At 63.4% G+C, this 17,409-nt stretch carries 19 protein-coding genes; 7 read left to right on the top strand and 12 right to left on the bottom strand.

Annotated elements, in window-relative coordinates; translation table 11 throughout:
- Positions 1–74: 74 nt before the first annotated feature.
- Genes AC07UX_RS20435 through AC07UX_RS20455 form a run of 5 tightly spaced genes read right to left on the bottom strand, consistent with a single transcriptional unit; the run spans position 75 to position 6,836 of the window.
- Positions 75–3,296 carry an efflux RND transporter permease subunit gene (locus AC07UX_RS20435; RefSeq protein WP_495193802.1) on the bottom strand — a complete coding sequence of 1,074 codons (3,222 nt, stop codon included), beginning with the start codon at positions 3,294–3,296 and terminating at the stop codon, positions 75–77.
- 4 nt (positions 3,297–3,300) lie between these two features.
- Positions 3,301–4,479 (bottom strand): efflux RND transporter periplasmic adaptor subunit, encoded by a 1,179-nt coding sequence (locus tag AC07UX_RS20440; RefSeq protein WP_495193803.1) that lies wholly within the window; start codon positions 4,477–4,479, stop codon positions 3,301–3,303.
- A complete protein-coding gene (locus tag AC07UX_RS20445; RefSeq protein WP_495193804.1) occupies positions 4,476–5,765 on the bottom strand; it encodes a TolC family protein in 1,290 nt (429 codons plus the stop codon). The genes AC07UX_RS20440 and AC07UX_RS20445 overlap by 4 nt, the downstream gene beginning before the upstream one ends.
- Before the next feature lie 56 nt (positions 5,766–5,821).
- Positions 5,822–6,154 carry a hypothetical protein gene (locus tag AC07UX_RS20450; protein ID WP_495193805.1) on the bottom strand — a complete coding sequence of 111 codons (333 nt, stop codon included), beginning with the start codon at positions 6,152–6,154 and terminating at the stop codon, positions 5,822–5,824.
- A 40-nt stretch (positions 6,155–6,194) separates the two neighbouring features.
- Entirely contained in the window at positions 6,195–6,836 is a 642-nt protein-coding gene (locus AC07UX_RS20455) for a cation efflux transmembrane domain-containing protein (RefSeq protein WP_495193806.1), read from the bottom strand.
- A 70-nt stretch (positions 6,837–6,906) separates the two neighbouring features.
- Between AC07UX_RS20455 and AC07UX_RS20460 the strand changes: the two genes are divergently transcribed.
- The 3 genes from AC07UX_RS20460 to AC07UX_RS20470 all read left to right on the top strand — a co-directional run bounded on the left by AC07UX_RS20460 (position 6,907) and on the right by AC07UX_RS20470 (position 9,836).
- The gene (locus AC07UX_RS20460) at positions 6,907–7,311 is read left to right on the top strand and encodes a MerR family transcriptional regulator (RefSeq protein ID WP_495193807.1); all 405 of its coding nucleotides are present in this window, start codon (positions 6,907–6,909) and stop codon (positions 7,309–7,311) included.
- A 468-nt stretch (positions 7,312–7,779) separates the two neighbouring features.
- The gene (locus AC07UX_RS20465; protein ID WP_008830625.1) at positions 7,780–7,971 is read left to right on the top strand and encodes a hypothetical protein; all 192 of its coding nucleotides are present in this window, start codon (positions 7,780–7,782) and stop codon (positions 7,969–7,971) included.
- Between the two features lie 41 nt (positions 7,972–8,012).
- On the top strand, positions 8,013–9,836 hold the full coding sequence (locus AC07UX_RS20470) for a ParB/RepB/Spo0J family partition protein (protein ID WP_495193808.1): 1,824 nt from the start codon (positions 8,013–8,015) through the stop codon (positions 9,834–9,836).
- A gap of 197 nt (positions 9,837–10,033) precedes the next feature.
- Here AC07UX_RS20470 and AC07UX_RS20475 read toward each other — a convergent pair whose 3' ends face one another.
- From AC07UX_RS20475 to AC07UX_RS20505, 7 genes are all read right to left on the bottom strand, one after another.
- Positions 10,034–10,531: an arsinothricin resistance N-acetyltransferase ArsN1 family B gene (locus AC07UX_RS20475; protein WP_495193809.1), complete on the bottom strand. Its 498-nt coding sequence runs from the start codon at positions 10,529–10,531 to the stop codon at positions 10,034–10,036.
- A 67-nt stretch (positions 10,532–10,598) separates the two neighbouring features.
- On the bottom strand, positions 10,599–10,859 hold the full coding sequence (locus AC07UX_RS20480) for a hypothetical protein (protein ID WP_495193810.1): 261 nt from the start codon (positions 10,857–10,859) through the stop codon (positions 10,599–10,601).
- Positions 10,860–10,931: 72 nt separating this feature from the next.
- The gene (gene arsH, locus AC07UX_RS20485) at positions 10,932–11,675 is read right to left on the bottom strand and encodes an arsenical resistance protein ArsH (protein WP_495193811.1); all 744 of its coding nucleotides are present in this window, start codon (positions 11,673–11,675) and stop codon (positions 10,932–10,934) included.
- Positions 11,675–12,961, bottom strand: coding sequence for an arsenic transporter (locus AC07UX_RS20490; RefSeq protein ID WP_495193812.1), 1,287 nt, complete (start codon positions 12,959–12,961; stop codon positions 11,675–11,677). Before AC07UX_RS20490 ends, arsH begins: the two co-directional genes overlap by 1 nt.
- Positions 12,961–13,389: an arsenate reductase (glutaredoxin) gene (arsC, locus tag AC07UX_RS20495; protein ID WP_120252805.1), complete on the bottom strand. Its 429-nt coding sequence runs from the start codon at positions 13,387–13,389 to the stop codon at positions 12,961–12,963. Before arsC ends, AC07UX_RS20490 begins: the two co-directional genes overlap by 1 nt.
- Positions 13,386–13,907, bottom strand: a complete 522-nt coding sequence (locus tag AC07UX_RS20500) for an arsenate reductase ArsC (RefSeq protein WP_495193813.1) — start codon at positions 13,905–13,907, stop codon at positions 13,386–13,388. Before AC07UX_RS20500 ends, arsC begins: the two co-directional genes overlap by 4 nt.
- 10 nt (positions 13,908–13,917) lie before the next feature.
- On the bottom strand, positions 13,918–14,247 hold the full coding sequence (locus tag AC07UX_RS20505) for an ArsR/SmtB family transcription factor (protein ID WP_037521976.1): 330 nt from the start codon (positions 14,245–14,247) through the stop codon (positions 13,918–13,920).
- A gap of 201 nt (positions 14,248–14,448) precedes the next feature.
- Here AC07UX_RS20505 and AC07UX_RS20510 point away from each other — a divergent pair, with 201 nt between their 5' ends.
- The 4 genes from AC07UX_RS20510 to AC07UX_RS20525 all read left to right on the top strand — a co-directional run.
- Positions 14,449–15,312, top strand: a complete 864-nt coding sequence (locus tag AC07UX_RS20510; RefSeq protein WP_495193814.1) for a hypothetical protein — start codon at positions 14,449–14,451, stop codon at positions 15,310–15,312.
- A 254-nt stretch (positions 15,313–15,566) separates the two neighbouring features.
- Positions 15,567–15,953: a DUF3768 domain-containing protein gene (locus AC07UX_RS20515; protein WP_495193815.1), complete on the top strand. Its 387-nt coding sequence runs from the start codon at positions 15,567–15,569 to the stop codon at positions 15,951–15,953.
- 128 nt (positions 15,954–16,081) lie between these two features.
- The gene (locus tag AC07UX_RS20520; RefSeq protein ID WP_495193816.1) at positions 16,082–16,339 is read left to right on the top strand and encodes a hypothetical protein; all 258 of its coding nucleotides are present in this window, start codon (positions 16,082–16,084) and stop codon (positions 16,337–16,339) included.
- A 2-nt stretch (positions 16,340–16,341) separates the two neighbouring features.
- On the top strand, positions 16,342–17,409 hold a 1,068-nt coding region (locus AC07UX_RS20525), incomplete at its 3' end, for a Fic/DOC family protein (RefSeq protein WP_495193817.1).

Raw genomic sequence — 17,409 nt, forward strand, 5'->3', positions numbered from 1 at the left:
CTCCCTGTAAGGCAAGCGCTGTGCCGCCAAGCGGCAACAGCACTGGTATCTGAAGTCCCTGCATGTCTTCTCTCCTAGCGCTCGTTGCCAACGGTGGGTTCCGTTGCGGTGTTCTCGTCGGGAGCTGCTAGGCGCTGTCCGAACCGCGCATACAGCGTCGGCAGCACAAACAGCGTCAGGAGCGTTGCCGAGATCAGACCGCCAATAACGACCGTCGCCAGCGGTTTTTGCACCTCTGCCCCTGCCCCCGTCGCGAACGCCATCGGGACAAAGCCAAGGCTCGCCACCAATGCCGTCATGACAACGGGCCGAAGTCTCTGGATTGCCCCTGTGCGCGCCGCTTGCGCTCTGTCCATGCCTGAGCGGATCAGCTCCTGCACCGAACTGACCATGACCAGGCCGTTGAGGACAGCGATCCCCGACAGCGCGATGAAGCCCACGGCGGCCGAGATCGAGAAATCCATGCCCCGCACGAACAGCAGCAGCACACCGCCAACCAGTGCGAAGGGAACGCCGGTGAACACGATCGCCGCATCGCGGGCTGAACCCAGCGCCCCGTAGAGCAGCAGCAGGATCAGCACGAAGCATGCCGGGATGACAAGCTTAAGCCGCTGGCTGGCGGACTCCAGGTTTTCGAACTGGCCGCCCCATTCCAGATAGCTGCCGGCAGGCAGTCGCACGCCGCTGGCTACAGCCGCCTGCGCGTCGGCAACGACGCTGCCGACATCGCGACCACGCACATTGGCCTGGACGACGACCCGGCGTTTGCCATTCTCGCGGCTGATCTGGTTCGGCCCGTCGACAACGCCGATGCTGGCGACGCTGGATAGCGGCACATAGCCGCCTCCGGCGACCGGCACCTGTACCTGTTCGAGTTGGCGCAGGTCAGCGCGCTGCTCGTCCGACAAGCGTATCACCACCGGGAAGCGCCGATCACCCTCGAAGATCATCCCGGCCTCGCGGCCGCCGATCGTGGCGGTGATCGTGTCCTGCACGTCCTGCGCGGTCACGCCGACCCGGGCCATCGCATCGCGATTGACCTTGATGTCGAGCATGGGAAGCCCGGTTGTCTGCTCGACCTTCACGTCGGCCGCGCCTTGCGTCTTGCGCAGCACGGCGGCGATCTGCTCGGCAGTCCGGTTCATGGTCGTGAAGTCGTCGCCAAACACCTTGACTGCGATGTCCCCGCGCACACCGGCGATCAGCTCATTGAACCGCATCTGGATCGGCTGTGTGATCTCATAGGCATTGCCTGGAATCTTGCCGAGCTGGCTTTCCAGACGCTCGACCAGTTCCGCCTTGGCGAGCTTGGGATCGGGCCACTGATCGCGGGGTTTGAGGATGACGAACATATCGGTCGCGTTGGGCGGCATCGGGTCCGATGCCAGTTCGGCCGTACCCGTCTTGGAAAACACGAAACGCACTTCGGGCTGTTTCGCGACGATCTTCTCAAGTGGCACCTGCATGGCTTGGCTCTGCTGAACCGAGGTCGCCGGAATGCGCAGGGCCTGGATGAGCAGATCGCCTTCATCGAGCTGCGGAAGGAAAACCTGGCCCAGCGTGGTGAAGGCCAACGCTGCGACCACCAGACTGACGACGCTGGCGCCGATCGTGATCGACGGACGCTTCATGGCCTTCTCCAGGCCCGGTTCGTAGCGGGCCTTCAGCCATGAAATGATGCGGCCATCCTTCTCCTCGACCCGCCTGGACAGCCAGATGGCAATCGCGGCAGGAACGAACGTCAGCGACAGGGCGAACGCGAAAAGCAGCGCGATGATGACGGTCAGCGCCATCGGAACGAACGTCTTGCCCTCCACGCCTGTCAGGGTGAGCAACGGCACATAGACGAGGATGATGATCGCCTGCCCATAGACCGAGGGACGGATCATCTCGCGTGCGGCGGTTGCAACCGCCTCCAGGCGCTCCTTCACGCTTAGCAGCCGGCCTTCATGATGCTGTTGTTCGGCAAGACGCCGCAATGCGTTCTCGACGATGATGACGGCGCCATCGACGATCAGGCCAAAGTCGAGCGCCCCCAGGCTCATCAGATTTGCCGAAACGCCAAGACGCAGCATGCCAAAACCGGTGAGCATCATCGTCACCGGGATCACGGCAGCGGCGATCAGTGCGGCGCGGAAGTTGCCGAGCAGCAGGAACAGAACGACGATGACGAGCAAAGCGCCCTCGCCCAGATTCTTCGCCACCGTCTTGATCGTCGAATTGACCAGCGCGGTGCGATCCAGCACCGGCTGCACCACCACGTCGGGCGGCAGCGAAGCGTTGATCGCCTTCAGGCGATCCGCAACCGCGGTCGCGACATTACGGCTGTTCTCGCCGATCCGCATGACCGCAGTGCCTACGACCACCTCCGTCCCGTTCTCGGACGCCGATCCCATACGGATCGCCTGACCATTGCGCACGCTCGCCACCTGATCGAGCGTTATCGGCACGCCTTCACGCGTGGCAACGACAGTACGGGCCAGTTCGGTCGCATTGCGCACCAGTGCGTCCGAGCGCACGGCCAGGCCCTCGCCGTTGCGATCGACAAAGCCACCGCCGACGCTGGTGTTGTTCTTTTCCAGTGCGGTGGCGAGATCGGTCAACGTGATCTTGAGCGATGCCAGCTTCTGGACATCAGGGATGACCAGAAACTGTTTGGCATAGCCGCCGATGGAATCGATCCCGGCAAGCCCCGGCGTATTTTTCAGGAGCGGCGTGACGATCCAGTCCTGCGCCGTGCGCAGATAGGTCGCCTTGTCCTGCTCGCTGGTGAGCCGTTCGCCTTCCGGGGTGATGTAGCTCCCGTCCGGCTGTTGCCCGGGTTCGCCGGGCCTGTGCTTGTCGTCGGCGCGGTGATCGAGCCGAACGGTCCACATATAGACCTCGCCAAGCCCCGTTGCGATCGGCCCCATTTCGGGGTTCACGCCGGCAGGCAGGTTTTCGCCAACACCTTGCAGGCGCTCGCCCACTTGCTGACGTGCAAAGTAGATGTCGGTGGATTCGTCGAAGACCGCCGTTATCTGCGCAAAGCCATTGCGACTGAGCGAGCGCGTATTTTCAAGGCCGGGAATACCGGCAAGTGCGGTTTCGATCGGGAAGGATACCTGCTTCTCCACCAGTTCGGGCGAGAGCGCAGGCACACGGACATTGATCTGGACCTGGTTGTTGGTGATGTCCGGCACCGCGTCGATCGGAAGTCGATAGAGCGAAAAAGCGCCGATGATGGTGGCTATGGCGGTGAGCAGCAGGACGAGCCAGCGTCTCTCGACCGCCCAGGTGACTATGCGCGCGATCATGGCATCAATCCTCGTGCGCCGCTTCGCCCTTGCCGAGTTCGGCCTTGAGCGTGAAGCTGCCAGTGGTGGCGATCTGTTCGCGGCCCGTCAGGCCAGAACGGACGATGACGGTATCGCCGGCAGCATCACCCAGCGTCACCGGCGTTGCCTGGAAGCCTTTGGCGGTACGGACGAACACGACCGACTTGCCTTCGACCGTCTGCACGGCCGTCGTGGGCACGCGGATCGCTGTGCCGCCGCCGCTGCCGCTAAGCTGCACGGCTGCCGTGACCGGCTCGCCGACCCGCCATTGTCCTGCGCCATTGTCGAGCGTAGCGATCACCGGCACCTGCCGCGTCTGCGGATCGAGCACTGGCGATACGAAGCTGATGCGCGCGCTTGCCTGCCGCCCCGGTGCCGATACCGTCACGACATTCCCAGGCTTCACCCTGCCCGCATCTTCCGGCTTGAGATTAAGTGCCAGCGACACCCTACCCAGATTGGCGATGCGGTAGAGTTCGGCATCAGCCGTCACAGTCTGGCCGAGCACGACCGGACGCGCGATGATCTGACCGGCGATCGGGGCCGTGATGCCAAGGCGGTTCAGTCCGCCCCCTCCCCCACCGCCGCCAGCAGCCGACACCTGGCTTTGCGCCTGGGCATAGGCAATCCGCGCTTCGGTCGCCGCCGTTCGTGCGGCAATGAGATCCTGTTCGGGCGAGACGCGCTGCGCGAACAGTCGTTGCTCCCGCGCGAGATTGGAATTGGCAAGCGCGAGACGGGCGCGCGACGCCTCGACTTCGCCCTTGAGCTGGGCCGCCTCGCGGCTTTCGATCACCGCGACGGTTTCTCCCCTGCCGACCGACTGACCCAGGTTGCGGGTCAATGCGACCACACGGCCGCCGATGGCGGCCGAGACGACCTGCGTTCCTTGCGGATCGCCCTCGATCGTCGCGGGCAACTCGATCGTGCCAGCTCCGCCCGTCATCGGGCGAGCGAGCTGCACGCCGGCAGCCGTGATCTGTTCCGCCGAAAGCGTGATCGCGCCTTCGTCCGCGTGCGCTTCTTCCTTGCTAGCCCCTTGCGCTTCAGCGCCCGCTTCGCTGGTCGTGGCAGCATCGCCGCCTTCTGGACTACCGCCACAGGCGGACAGGAGCAGCGCGAGGCCAAGCGGCAGGACGCCGCCCATGAGAATGGTCTTCATCGGTCAGTGTCCCCCGAAATCGTGGTTGCCAGCGCCGGGGCACTCAGCCGCTCCAGTCGCGCACGGGCATTTTGGTAGTTGGCGAGCGCGTCGATCGCGGCGACGCGCGTTTCAGCAAGGGTGCGCTCGGCATCGAGCAAATCGAGTTGGCCAAACTTGCCTTCACGGTAGCCGATCCTCGCGATCCTTGCGGCCTCCTGGGCCGCTTCGAGCGCGGGTCCGGCTGCTGCGCGCGCGGTGGTTGCCGCATTCTCCGCTTCCGCCTGCGCGTCGGTGATGGCCTGTTCGACATCGAGCGCAGTGACGCGCCGCATCGCTTCGGCCTGTGTCCGCTCGGCGCTGGCCTGTGCAATGGCGGCCCTGCCATTGTTGAACAGGGGGATCGGAATGGAGATGGCGAAGACGGCGGCGGTATCGTTGGTCGCCTCCAGTCGCCGCAGGGCAGGCCCGACATTGAGGTCAGGCACCCGGTTCGCACGCGCGAGCCGTATGCCGGCGTCCGCAATTGCAAGATTGGCGTCAGCCGCCGCCAGTGCGAGCGTCCCTTCGGTCGATGGCGCCGGCATGGGTCCGAAGGTTGATGCGGGCACCTGATCGAGCAAGCCTGCGTCCAGTCTTCCATTGATCGGTTGCCCGATGCGGCGCGCCAGGTTGGCACGCGTCGCATCGGCAAGCCGGGTCAGCCGCTCGACATTGGCCTCGGCGTTGATCCGGGTGACATCAGCGCGCTGCTGTTCGAGCGGTGAGGCACGGCCTGCCTGGACCCGCACACCGGCGCCGCGTAGCACCTCGGCAGCGATCCGAGCCTGATCGCGCGCCGTCACCAGCCTGCGTTCGGCGGCGATGGCCTCGACATAGAGCTGTGTCACTTGCAGGCGAATGTCGCTCGCAGCGATGGCCGCCTGCAATTCGGCACGCGAGAGCTGGGCATTGGCAACCGCCACGCGGGCGCCGCGCTTGCCGCCAAGCTCGATCGGGATTGCGACACCGAACGTCGTCTCAGCGCTTTGCAGCCCCTTGTAAGGGCCAGAGCCGGCGACATTTTCGACCTGCCCCTGTACGACCGGATTAGGCCGCAGCCCGGCCACCGTGCGTCCGGCCTTTGCAGCTTCGATCGCGGCCGTCGCGGCATCAGCGGCAGGTGCCGCGCCACCGGCGGCCAAAACCGCCTGATCGAGGGTATAGACGGGTAGCGGCTGCGCCGCTCCCAATGTGGGCGTTTGCTGCGCCTGCGCCATCGATGCGCAGGACGCCGCGGCCATCATGGCCACGAACATCTTTTTCATTTTCTGGAGATCCTGACAAAATTCGTCTGATCGGCAAACGCCGACCGGCGGCCTTGTCAGGCGGCAGGCGGCCTCAAGGGCGGACCGGCCCGATAGGACGCCAGCGCGCTTTGCGGCATGGGAAAGGGATGTAGGCCGCCGGCACGAGCGACCGAATGAAGATCGCTCGTGTCCGCAATGTGCAACGTCGGCCCTTGGCAGGTGCCATGATGGTGCGGCACGGCCTTGTCACTATCGCCCTGCGTCTGGTCGGCATCGCCATCTTCATGCACGACGCCGGCGCAATCCACCATGAGCTGCCCCGAAACCTCGCGCGCATGAACAGTCGCGGTCATCATCAGCGATGACGCGATCATGAGCAGCAGCAATGAGCAGAGCTTGCGCAGCATGCGAGGGGATCTAGTCGAGATGCTGCCGGGTGTCATTGTATTAGTTCGCGGACAACGGCTTGGCCGCGCGCCAAGCGTGGGTCGCCTCGCGAAGCACGCGCGAGGCCGAGCGCAGAAATATGAGCGCGATCACGCCGCCGACCAGAATATCCGGCCAAGCCGATCCGGTAGCGCCGACCAGTCCCGCCGCGATCAGCACGCCGACATTGGCGAAGACATCGTTGCGCGAGCATTCGAACGTGCTCGACATATTCACGTTCTGCGATCGGAACTGCCATAGCAGCGCCAGACATACGGCGTTGGCGATCAGCGCAACGCTCCCAAATGCGAGCATCAGCGTCGAGGACGGCGGTACGCCGTTCACCACCTTGTCGGCAATCTCGATGATGACCGCGATACCGAAGACAAGAATGATGCCGCCCTTGGCGAGCGCCGCGCCTGCTTCCCAGCGTGGCCCCCGGCTCAAGGCGTAGAGGCTCAGGGCATAGACCACCGCGTCCCCGAGCATATCAACCGAGTCTGCCATCAGCGCCGACGATCGTGCAAACACGCCGCCGCTGAACTCAGCAATGAACATCACGAAGTTGATTGCCATCACAGTGACAAGAACACGGCGCTGACTGGCCTTGCGGCCCAGTTCCGCGATCGTCTCGCCCTTTTTGGAACAGCAGTCGTCCGCCATTTGATACCTCGATTCGCGCGTCGAGTACCCTATATGAACCCTCATCCTACTAGAGGGTCAAGGACCGCAGATGAAGATCGGTGTCATTGCCAGGCAAACCGGGCTGAAGATCGAAACCATTCGCTTCTACGAGGCCGAAGGGCTGATTGCGCCGCCAGGACGCAGCGATGGCAATTACCGGGTCTATGATCGCTCCCAGCTCGATCGATTGTCTTTCATCAAACGATCGCGCGATCTGGGGTTTACACTGGATCAGGTGCGCGACTTGCTCCGTTTGGCCGACGATCCTCGCGGTTCGTGCGAGGGCGTGGACGACATCGTTGCCCTTCATATCGACGAGATCGACCGCAAACTTGCCGACCTCACCGCCTTGCGCCGCGAGGTTGTGCGATGGGGTGGTGGCTGTGAAGCGACCACGATCGCAGAATGCAAGGTTATCGATGCCCTGTCGTCCGGTTCTCCGGGAGGCGCATAGTCCGATGCCCTGATTGCGGTATTTGCCGAAGGCCAGAGTTTCGGGCGCGACCCTGCCGGGCACGGCTCTATCGGCGCACACGCCGACCGAGCCACCGTGCCGGCGTCTCAGCCCATTCGGGTGACGATCCTCGCGTGAGGGGTGTGCCACATGGCACACCCCTTATTGCCGCGCCATGGCGCGACGTTGCCTGCGTAGAACGCTCTCGGCCCTCCCCCGGAGGCCCGCACGCTTAGGGGAACACCAAGGGCTGCTGCCCTTTCGTTCCCGAAGGATAATCGACAGCCCCGTGTGGTCCGCCAAGCGCGGCACCCGACGCCCCGATGGGCGTCGGCCGCGCTAGGGCGGCCTGCCCGCGCCAGGCCATCGATTTTCCTCCTCCCTCCCCATCCCGCTCCTCGCCGGAGAGGCAGAGCCGCATGCCGCAGAGCAAGCGGCTTTCAGCCCCGAAGGAAGGAGAAAAGGACAATGGCTTACACACGATACAAGGGCGATCCCTACTGGAAGCGGGCCAAGGTAGACGGGACCAGCGCGGACGGTAGCCCCTACCGCAAGGGCGAGCGCGTGTTCTTCTATCCGCGCACCGGGGCGACCTACGCAGGCGATGCCGCAGCGCGCGCCTCCGCCGAATTTGACGAACTCGCAGCCCTCGAAGGCTGACCTTCCCCCATCATCGACATCATAGATCAGGAGCAACCATCATGGCTATCATCACCGCCAAGCTGTCGCAGCTTCGTCTCTCCCCCCTCAACCAGCGCCGCGTCAAGCCATCGGCAATCGAGTCCATGGCCGACGACATTCAGGCGCACGGCCTGTTGCAGAACCTTGTCGCCTATGAAGAAGACGGGCTGTTGTGGGTGTTCGCAGGCGGGCGGCGCTATCGCGGCCTCAAGGAACTGGTGAAGCGCAAGAAGGTCAGGAACAGCGATCTTTTCCCCGTCGAGGTGCGCAGCAAGGAAGAGGCTATCGAACTGTCGCTGGCAGAGAATTTCCAGCGCGAGGACATGCACCCTGCCGACAGCATCCGCGCCTTCGCAGCCCTGCGCGATACCGGCATGGACGCCGAGGAAATCGCGGCCCGGTTCGGTCAGGCCGTCAGCTTCGTCTATAAGATGCTGCGCCTTTCCGCGTTGGCCCCGGTGCTGATCGACCTGATCGCCAAGGACCAGTTGACCCTTGAAGCGGCCCGCGCCCTCACTCTCACCGACGATCACGACTTCCAAGTGAAGGTGTGCAAGGCAGCGAATGGTCAGGCCCATGCCATCCGCCGGATGCTCACCACCGAAAAGGTCGACACGACCAGCGGCATGTTCCTGTTCGTCGGACGCGAAGCCTATGAGGCAAAGGGCGGCACGATCACCGTGGACCTGTTCAGCCAAGGGGATGAAGGCTTTGCCGACAGCCCCGAACTGGTGCAGGAAATGGCAGAGGAAATGCTGGACGCCATCGCGGCCGACTATCGCAGCATCGGGTGGCATGAGGTGCGTGCCGAAATCGAGCGGCCCTATGACCTCTATATGAAGGGCAGCATGTATCCCGCCACGCGCGAGCCGACCGAGGCCGAAGCGGAGCGCATGGCCGTTCTTGCCGCCGAGATCGAGGCGATTGCCGACGATGAAGGCGAAGACAGCGAGCGGATCGAACCGCTGGTGGACGAGCAGGAAGCGATCATGGAGGGGCAGCGCGCCTTTACGGCCGAACAGGTATCGGTGGGCGGCGTGGCGCTGTGGATTTCGCGAGACGGGACACTGGGCAAGAGCGTCTATCGCGCCAAGGCCGAACCCAAGCCCAAGGCGAGCCATGACGGGCCGACCCCGCTCTACAGCAACAGCCTGTTCGCCGACCTATCGCGCATCAAGACGCGGATCGTGCAGGAGGCGGTCGCATCCGACCCGGCGCTGGCGCTCGACATCATGCTGGATAGCCTTGCAGGCCAGTTGCTCCACGGCGCGCACAGCTACCAGATGGCAATCGAAGTGCAGGCCAAGACCATCGGGACGCAGGTTGCCGACGAACTGATGGCGACCAGCGATGTGCAGGCCGTCGAAGAAGTGATGGCAACCCGCTTCGCTTCCATCCCCGAAGAAGGCCGGTTCGAGGCAATCCGGGCCATGACGGGCGACGACAAGATGGCGCTACTGGCGGGCCTTGTTGCCATGACCGTGGACGGCACCGTGTTTTCGGGTGGCTCCCCCGGGCAGCGCCATCACCAGTTCGAGCAGATTGCCCGCGCGAGCGGGGTGGACATCGCAGCGCGGTGGAAGGCTCCCATTGCCCTGTTCGACAAGATGCGCCGTGCCGCGTTGCTCGATGTGCTGCGCGAAGAAGCGGGCGCGCCGAGCGCGGAGAACTGCGCAACCATCAAGAAGAAGGCCGACCTTGCCGTCAATGTATCGGAGCGTTTGCCCGCAGGCTGGCTTCCCGCGCCCATGAAGATCGGTGCCTTCGATCAGCGCGCTGACGGCATGGATCAGGACAGCGACATGATCGACCAAGAGGATATGGCCGAGAACGAAGACGCCTGATCGAATTGGGGGCTGGTGCAAACCGGCCCCCTTCTCTCCATACCGAGATCCAGTGCGGTGCGGCCCGTCGCCCCGGCGCGCCCGCCATGCTACGGCATGACGGGCGCTGCGCTGTTCCTGCCGGAACCGCGCGGCGCCGCGCGACCAAGGCCGCGCGGCGCCGGGGCAACTCTGGAATCCAGAAGATACGGGCTATTTCACAGCAGCCGTTGCCACCAGCCTACGTCGTGCCAGTTCCCGAACTTGCGGCCCACTTCATGATAGATACCGAGTGGCGTGAAACCCATGCTTTCATGCAGAGCGATGCTGCCTTCGTTAGGCAGGGCAATACCGGCGAACGCAGCGTGAAAGCCGCGCTTGGCAAGGGTAGGCAGCAGCTTGCCATATAGCGCGCGGCCCACACCGCTCCGCCTTGCCCCCTCGGCAATGTAGACCGTCACATCGACGGAAGTGCGATAGGCAGCGCGAGTGCGGTGCTGGCTTGCATAGGTATAGCCGGCCACTTGGCCATCCAGCTCTGCCACCAGATACGGATAATCCTGCATGGTGGCCTCTATCCGCGCCGCCATCTCGGTCACGCTGGGCGGGGTTTCCTCGAAAGAAATGGCGGTATGCTCGACCACGGGCGCGTAGATGGCCTGTATGGCGGGCGCATCGGCCGTCGTGGCGGCACGGATAAGAGCCGGTCCTTTCATGCGGGCGACCATGACGAGGCGGAAAACATGGCCTCATTCTGGGGAGCGATTTTCCGGTGCGTCAACATCAGTTTCGTCCCATCGCCCATGACATGCCGACAATCCAGATCGTCGCGGGCGCAACCATGAAAATGGCCCACGACAACACCGGCTTCATGAAGCATCGGGCGGCCAGGCCGATAGTGAGTACCGCCACGAAGGGAGCGGCGATCTCGACAGAGACGATGGCGAGGTCGCCAGACACGTCGAGCGACGTTGGGGCCTTGATGATGAAAGGCAGCATCGCCGCGAAGGGGAGGCAGAAGGCCAGGACCAGCACGCCTGCCATTCCGAAGGCTATGGCGAACATCTGGATGGCTTCTCGCCACGATGTTAGCCCCTCCCCCATCGCCCTGGACCACTATCTGCCGGAGATCGCGATAGCGGAGTGATCGGTGGCGGGATCGACCGGCACCCCGAGCTGCTTGCGTTCGGAGTAGCGATCGACGAGCTGAACCGCGTGCGGGCGCATCAGGACGGTGAAGCGCACCAGCTCCTCCATCACATCGACGATGCGGTCATAATAGCTCGACGGCTTCATGCGGCCTTCTTCGTCAAACTCCTTGTAGGCCATCGCCACGGATGACTGGTTGGGAATGGTAAACATTCGCATCCAGCGGCCCAGCAGGCGAAGCGTGTTCACGGCGTTGAACGACTGCGAGCCGCCAGATACCTGCATGACCGCAAGCGTGCGCCCCTGCGTTGGGCGCATTCCCTTCATTTCCAGCGGCAGATGATCGATCTGTGCTTTCATAATGCCGGTGATCTGACCGTGCCGCTCCGGGCTGCACCACACCTGGCCCTCGGACCACAGCGCCAGTTCGCGAAGTTCGTGAACGGCGGGATGATCGTCACCCGCTATCTGGTCGGGCAGCGGCAGTGTTGATGGATCGAAAATGCGGGTTTCCGCGCCGAACAGGCGCAGAAGCCGCGCGGACTCTTCGACCGCGAGACGGGAGAAAGACCGTTCGCGCAGGCTGCCATAGAGCAGCAAAATGCGCGGTGCGGGATCGAGCGCCCCCAGCCCTGCCGCTGGCCGGTGGTGGATAAAGGCCGGATCAAGCGCGGGCAGCTTGTCGGGATCGGGAAGGTCGCGGATAGGCATCAGGCAATTCCAATACGCAGCGCGAGCGCCGCAAGGGTGATGAGCAGGATGGGAACGGTGAGCGTCGCGCCCACGCGGAAGTAATAGCCCCACCCGATCTTGATGTTTTTCTGGCCCAGGACATGAAGCCACAACAGGGTGGCGAGCGAGCCGATGGGCGTGATCTTGGGGCCAAGATCGCAGCCGATCACATTGGCGTAGATCATCGCTTCCTTCACCGCCCCGGTGGCGTGCGTGGCGTCGATCGACAGCGCGCCCACCAGCACCGTCGGCATGTTGTTCATGACGGATGACAGGACGGCAGCGATTACGCCGGTCCCCAGCGCGGCACCCCATACCCCGCCTTGCGCGGTGCGATCGAGCAGCGCGGCGAGGTGGTCGGTCAGTCCTGCATTTCGCAGGCCATAGACCACGAGATACATGCCAAGCGAGAAGATGACGACCTGCCACGGCGCGCCGCGCAGCACCTTGCGGGTTTCGATCACATGCCCCCTCGCCGCGATTGCGAGCAGCAGGATTGCGCCGGCAGCGGCAACCGCGCTGACCGGCACGCCCAGCGGATCGAGCAGGAAGAAGCCGACGAGAAGAAGCACGAGGACGACCCAACCTGCGCGGAACGTCGCGGCGTCCCGGATCGCCGCCCGCGGCGCACGCAGCGCGGCGACATCATAGTTTGCCGGTATGTCGCGACGGAAGAACAGCATCAGCGCGCCGAGCGTGGCGGCGATCGCTGCCAGATCCACCGGCACCATGATGCTCGCATATTCGCCGAAGCCGAGCTTGAAGAAGTCGGCCGACACGATGTTGACGAGGTTCGAGACGACAAGCGGCAGGCTGGCGGTGTCTGCGATGAAGCCCGCCGCCATCACGAATGCCAGCGTCGCCTTGTCGCCATAACCCAGCGCGCGCAGCATCGCGATAACGATAGGGGTCAGGATCAAGGCGGCGCCATCATTGGCGAACAAGGACGATACCGCCGCGCCGAGCAGCACGACCAGGGCGAACAGGACGCGACCATTGCCTTTGGCCCAGCGCGCGACATGGAGCGCCGCCCATTCGAAGAACCCGGCTTCGTCCAGCAGCAGGCTGATGACGATGATCGCGACGAACGCGCCCGTCGCGTTCCAGACAATGCCCCAGACCACGGGCACGTCGGAGAGCGATACAACGCCCGCGAGCAGCGCGACGACCGCCCCGCCCATGGCGCTCCACCCAATGCCGAGGCCCTTGGGTTGCCAGATGACGAGCGCGATCGTCGCGATGAAGATCAGAATTGCTGGCAGCATCAGGCGATACGCTGGCCCGAGGCGTCCACGACCTGTTCGCCATCTTCTTTCGCGAATGCGCCGAGCTGGCCTGTCGGCAGCAGATCAAGCACCGCTTCGGAAGGACGGCAGAGTTTTACACCGAGCGGTGACACAACGAGGGGGCGGTTGATGAGGATCGGATGCGCCATCATCGCGTCCACCAGTGCGTCGTCCGACAGCGACGTGTCGTTCAGGCCCAGCTCCGCATAGGGGGTGCCCTTCTCGCGCAAGAGATCGCGCGGGGCCATGCCGGCGCGGTCGATCAGTTCGACCAGCAAAGCGCGTGTGGGCGGCGTCTTGAGATATTCGATCACGTGCGGTTCGGTGCCCGCGTTGCGGATCATGGCGAGCGCGTTGCGCGAGGTGCCGCATTCGGGATTGTGATAGATGATGATGTCGGTGGTCACTTGACGGCTCCCGCTTTGGCGCTGGCCCCTTCGGCCTGCCCGATTTCCTTGAGTTTGCTGCGCATCGCCATCTCGTCGAGGCTGGCGATCGGCAGGGCGAGAAACAGCGAAATCCGGTTCTGAAGGAAGCGCAGCGCCTGTAGGAATGCTTCGCGCTGGCCTTCGCCCTCTACGGCTGCCGGGTCTTCGATGCCCCAATGCGCCGTGAGCGGATGCCCGATCCAGACCGGGCAAGTTTCACCGGCGGCGTTGTCGCACACGGTAAAGATGAAATCGAATTTCGGGGCGTCCGGTGCGGAAAATTCGTCCCAACTCTTCGACCGCATCCCCGCAGTGTCGAAGCCGAGGCTGGACAACACGGACAGCGCCATGGGATGCACATCGCCCTTGGGCTGGCTCCCGGCGCTGTAGGCCCGGAAACGCCCTTCGCCGAGCTTGTTCATGAGGGCTTCGCCCAGGATCGAGCGGGCGCTGTTCCCGGTACACAGGAACAGCACATTGTAGACCTTATCAGTCACGGTAAATCCTTCAGCAGCAGGTGAGTTCGGCAACCAGCGGTTCGCAAAGCTCCGGGCGGCCCTGGCAGCAGTCCTTCGCCAGAAACAGCATGAGATCCTTCAGGGCCTTGATGTTCGCGCGCTGGATTTGTTGGCGCCCGCGTTTCTCAGGCAGGACCAGACCGGCTTTCACAAGCACAGCGAGATGTGTCGAGAACGTGCTTTGTGTCAGCCCCGACGCTTCCACGAGCTGGCCCGTCGATAGCCCGTCAGGTTCATGTCGAACGAGCAGACGAAAGGCATCGAGACGAGTGGGGTGCCCCAAGGCTGCCAATATCGCGAGAGAAGAGTCGGTTTCCATACAACGTAAATAACCGATGGGTTTTGAGCGGTCAACATTTATCGCAAATTGCCGATGGATTCCTGCGCCCGTAATGGCGAGATACGTTTAGAGTTGCTCGCCGCGCGCCCTGTTTTGCAGCATGGTTGAACCATGAAGGATACTGAAACGCCGCAATGGGACGGTCGGAAGCGCCATTTCACCGACCCGTATCGCGGGCGGTTGCCGGAACTGGAGCGCTGCATGATCCGGCACCGCGCTTTGGAAATGATCCTGGTGATCTATCACGCCGAGGAATTGAAGCGCAGCGTGGTTGAAACCGTTGATACGCAAAAGCGCTGGAAGCTCTCGCGCAACGATGACGAGACGACCGAACCGGCGCCGGAAGTACCCGAGCGCAAGAAAGTCCAGCGGGCCTTCGACTGGTTGGTCAAGGAAGGCGTGCTGACGGCCGATGAACGCCGCGAAATGGTCAAACTGATCGGCCGGCGGAACAGTATCGCTCACCATCTGGATCAGGTGACGGCCGATCTCAATCCGGATTCCTGGGTCCGTGATCATCTCGCCTTCATGCCAGATCGGCAGCAATACGACTATGAGGCGCTGGACCGCCTCAAGGCCATGCGGCTGCTGCTGGAGCAGCGGACGATCGCCAAGCATTATGTCGGCGTGATAAGTATGCGCAGCCTGTTGTTCGAGGCTACCGAGCGCGCGCTGCGCGACGATCTGAAGCGCCTCGACCGCCGTATCCGCAAACTCGTTCGCAAGCGGATTGATGCGATTGCAGCAGTCAATGCCGAACTGTCGCTTGAGGGCAGCGAGCTGGTCGGCATGTTCGACCCGCGTTGGCCAGACAACCGCCACCATAGCGGCTGCCTGACCCCGCGCGGCGTCGAAATCTGTTACCGGCTGTTCGATATGGGCAAGTCGGCCATGGCCGTCGCCCATATCATGGAGTTTTCGCTGGTCGCTGCGCGCGCTCGCGAGAGGCAATGGCGCGAGCTGGGCGGCAACAACCGGGTGGTCAAGAATCTTCAGGACATCCCGTTGGTGAGGAAGCGCCTGCGCTACGAGGATATGCGCTAGGCGACACGCCCATACCGGCGTGTCGCGGGGGGAACGCCAAGGGCGCTGCCCTTTCGTCCCCGAACGACAATCGGCCGCCCGTGTAATCCGCCAAGCGCGGCACCCGAAGCCCTGCGGGATTTCGGCCGCGCTAAGACGGCTCGCCCGCGCCAGCGGCAGATTCTCGCCCTCCCTCCCCATCCCGTTCCTCGCCGGAACGGCAGGGTTGCCCGGCCCGTGGCCTTGCAGCCCATGCCAGATGAAAGGAACGAGTGATGCAGACCACCGAGCAAACCGATGCCATCCGCCGCTTGAACGATGCGGCGCGCTCTATTCCCGGCGTTACGTCCATCGCCAATGTCACGATGGGGTTTCAGGCTCTCTCCGATCCCGACCGTTCCGCCGCATTGGCGTTGATCGCGCGGTTCTCGAAATTCGACGACAACAATGACCCTTATGGTGAGCATGATTTCGGGGCGGTTTTTCACCTCGCATCGGGTGACTGGACGCAGGACCGGCCCGATGATGAAGAGGCGATTGCGGTGACGGTATTTTGGAAGATCGACTATTATGAGCCAAATCTGGACTTTGGCAGTGATGCACCGTGGGACGAGCAGCGCACCAAGCGCGTGCTGACGATCATGTTATCGAATGAATACTGAAGCTTATCCGTCCAGATCGGCAGCCGGGGGGCTGACATATCTTCCCGGCTGCGCAACCGCTCAACCAAGTGATTTGTTGAGGAATCACGATAGGCAGAGTAGAGTTAACGGGGAAAAGGATGAACGGGATGGCGCAGATCGACCTTGAGGTATTTCGCGAGCGTGTTCGAGGCATGGACTTCGAGCGCGGCACGCCCGAGCAGGTCGCATTCTGGCGAGAAGACGTTGCCGATGCGCGTGCAAATCTGGTCATCGAGGACATGACGCCCACCGATGACGATGATGCCTTGTTCGCCATAATGCTCGACGAGGGCGTACCGCCCTCGTTGATGGCCTCGATCATTCTCGGCCTCTACAAGCCGGGAATGCACTCTGTTGCAGGCTGACATTGGCCGACGACCCCTACACATATCCCGGCACCGACATCCTGCGGAACCGGCTTGGAATTACCGACGATGCCACGCTCAATGAAGCCGAGCGGCGGTTGACGATGGCGCGCGGCGCACAGGCCGCCCGCCAGATTTTTCCCGGTTCGGCTGAAGGCTATCGAACCCTGCACAAGCACTTGTTCCAGGACCTCTATGATTGGGCAGGCGAGGATCGCAGCGTCAACATCGCAAAGGGCGGATCGAGCTTTGCCGCCCCCCCCTATATCGCTCGCGAACTCGAAAAGCTGTTCGCAGACATGGCGGCGAAGAATGGCTTTCGCGGCATGGCGCGCGACGAGTTTTTCGACCGGCTTGGCAACCACATCAACGAACTCAACGCCATTCACCCTTTCCGCGAAGGCAATGGGCGCACCATGCGCCACCATGCCGACCATATCGCGCGCGAGGCAGGCCATCCCATCCGTATCGCCTCGATCGATAAGACACTCTGGATGGATGCGTCGCGGCATGGCTTCCTGACGGGCGATCATCGCGCGATGGCGTCTGTCCTCGCTGCTGCTGCGGTTCAGCGCGACGCCGCGCCGGAAGCGCGCATCGGCGCGCATGGGATCGCCTTGCTCCCCCAGCGCGCCCCCCCGACAGCCCAGCGTTACCGCATCACCTTGAACAAGGTGCGCGAGGAACTGGAGCGGTATCTTCCGCCCGCTCGCCAGCAGGCTGGCGAGCGTCTGAGAACGCTGATCGGGCAGGATGCGCCGTCAGAGAAGATTTCCGCCGCGCGCACCGAACTGGCTTATGTCCGACACGCCAAGGGGCCGGTCTATCAATCCCATCTACTGACCTACTTGGGGGTGCGACAGGTCGATGCGGTCATTTCCGCCGAGCAAACCCCGCTGGAGCGCGTGCGAGAGATCGGGGCGGCCTTGGGCGTGCAGATCAATGCCCAACAGCCGGTCCAGCTTCAGCGTGCGGTTCGCGCGCTGGAGCGACCGATCCTGCCTCCCGGCCACGCGCCCGGGCAGGAACGGCTTGCCGCCGCGTTCCTGAAGAACTCGCCCGAAAGCAAT

The organism is Sphingobium sp. GW821-FHT02B05 (assembly GCF_059421905.1).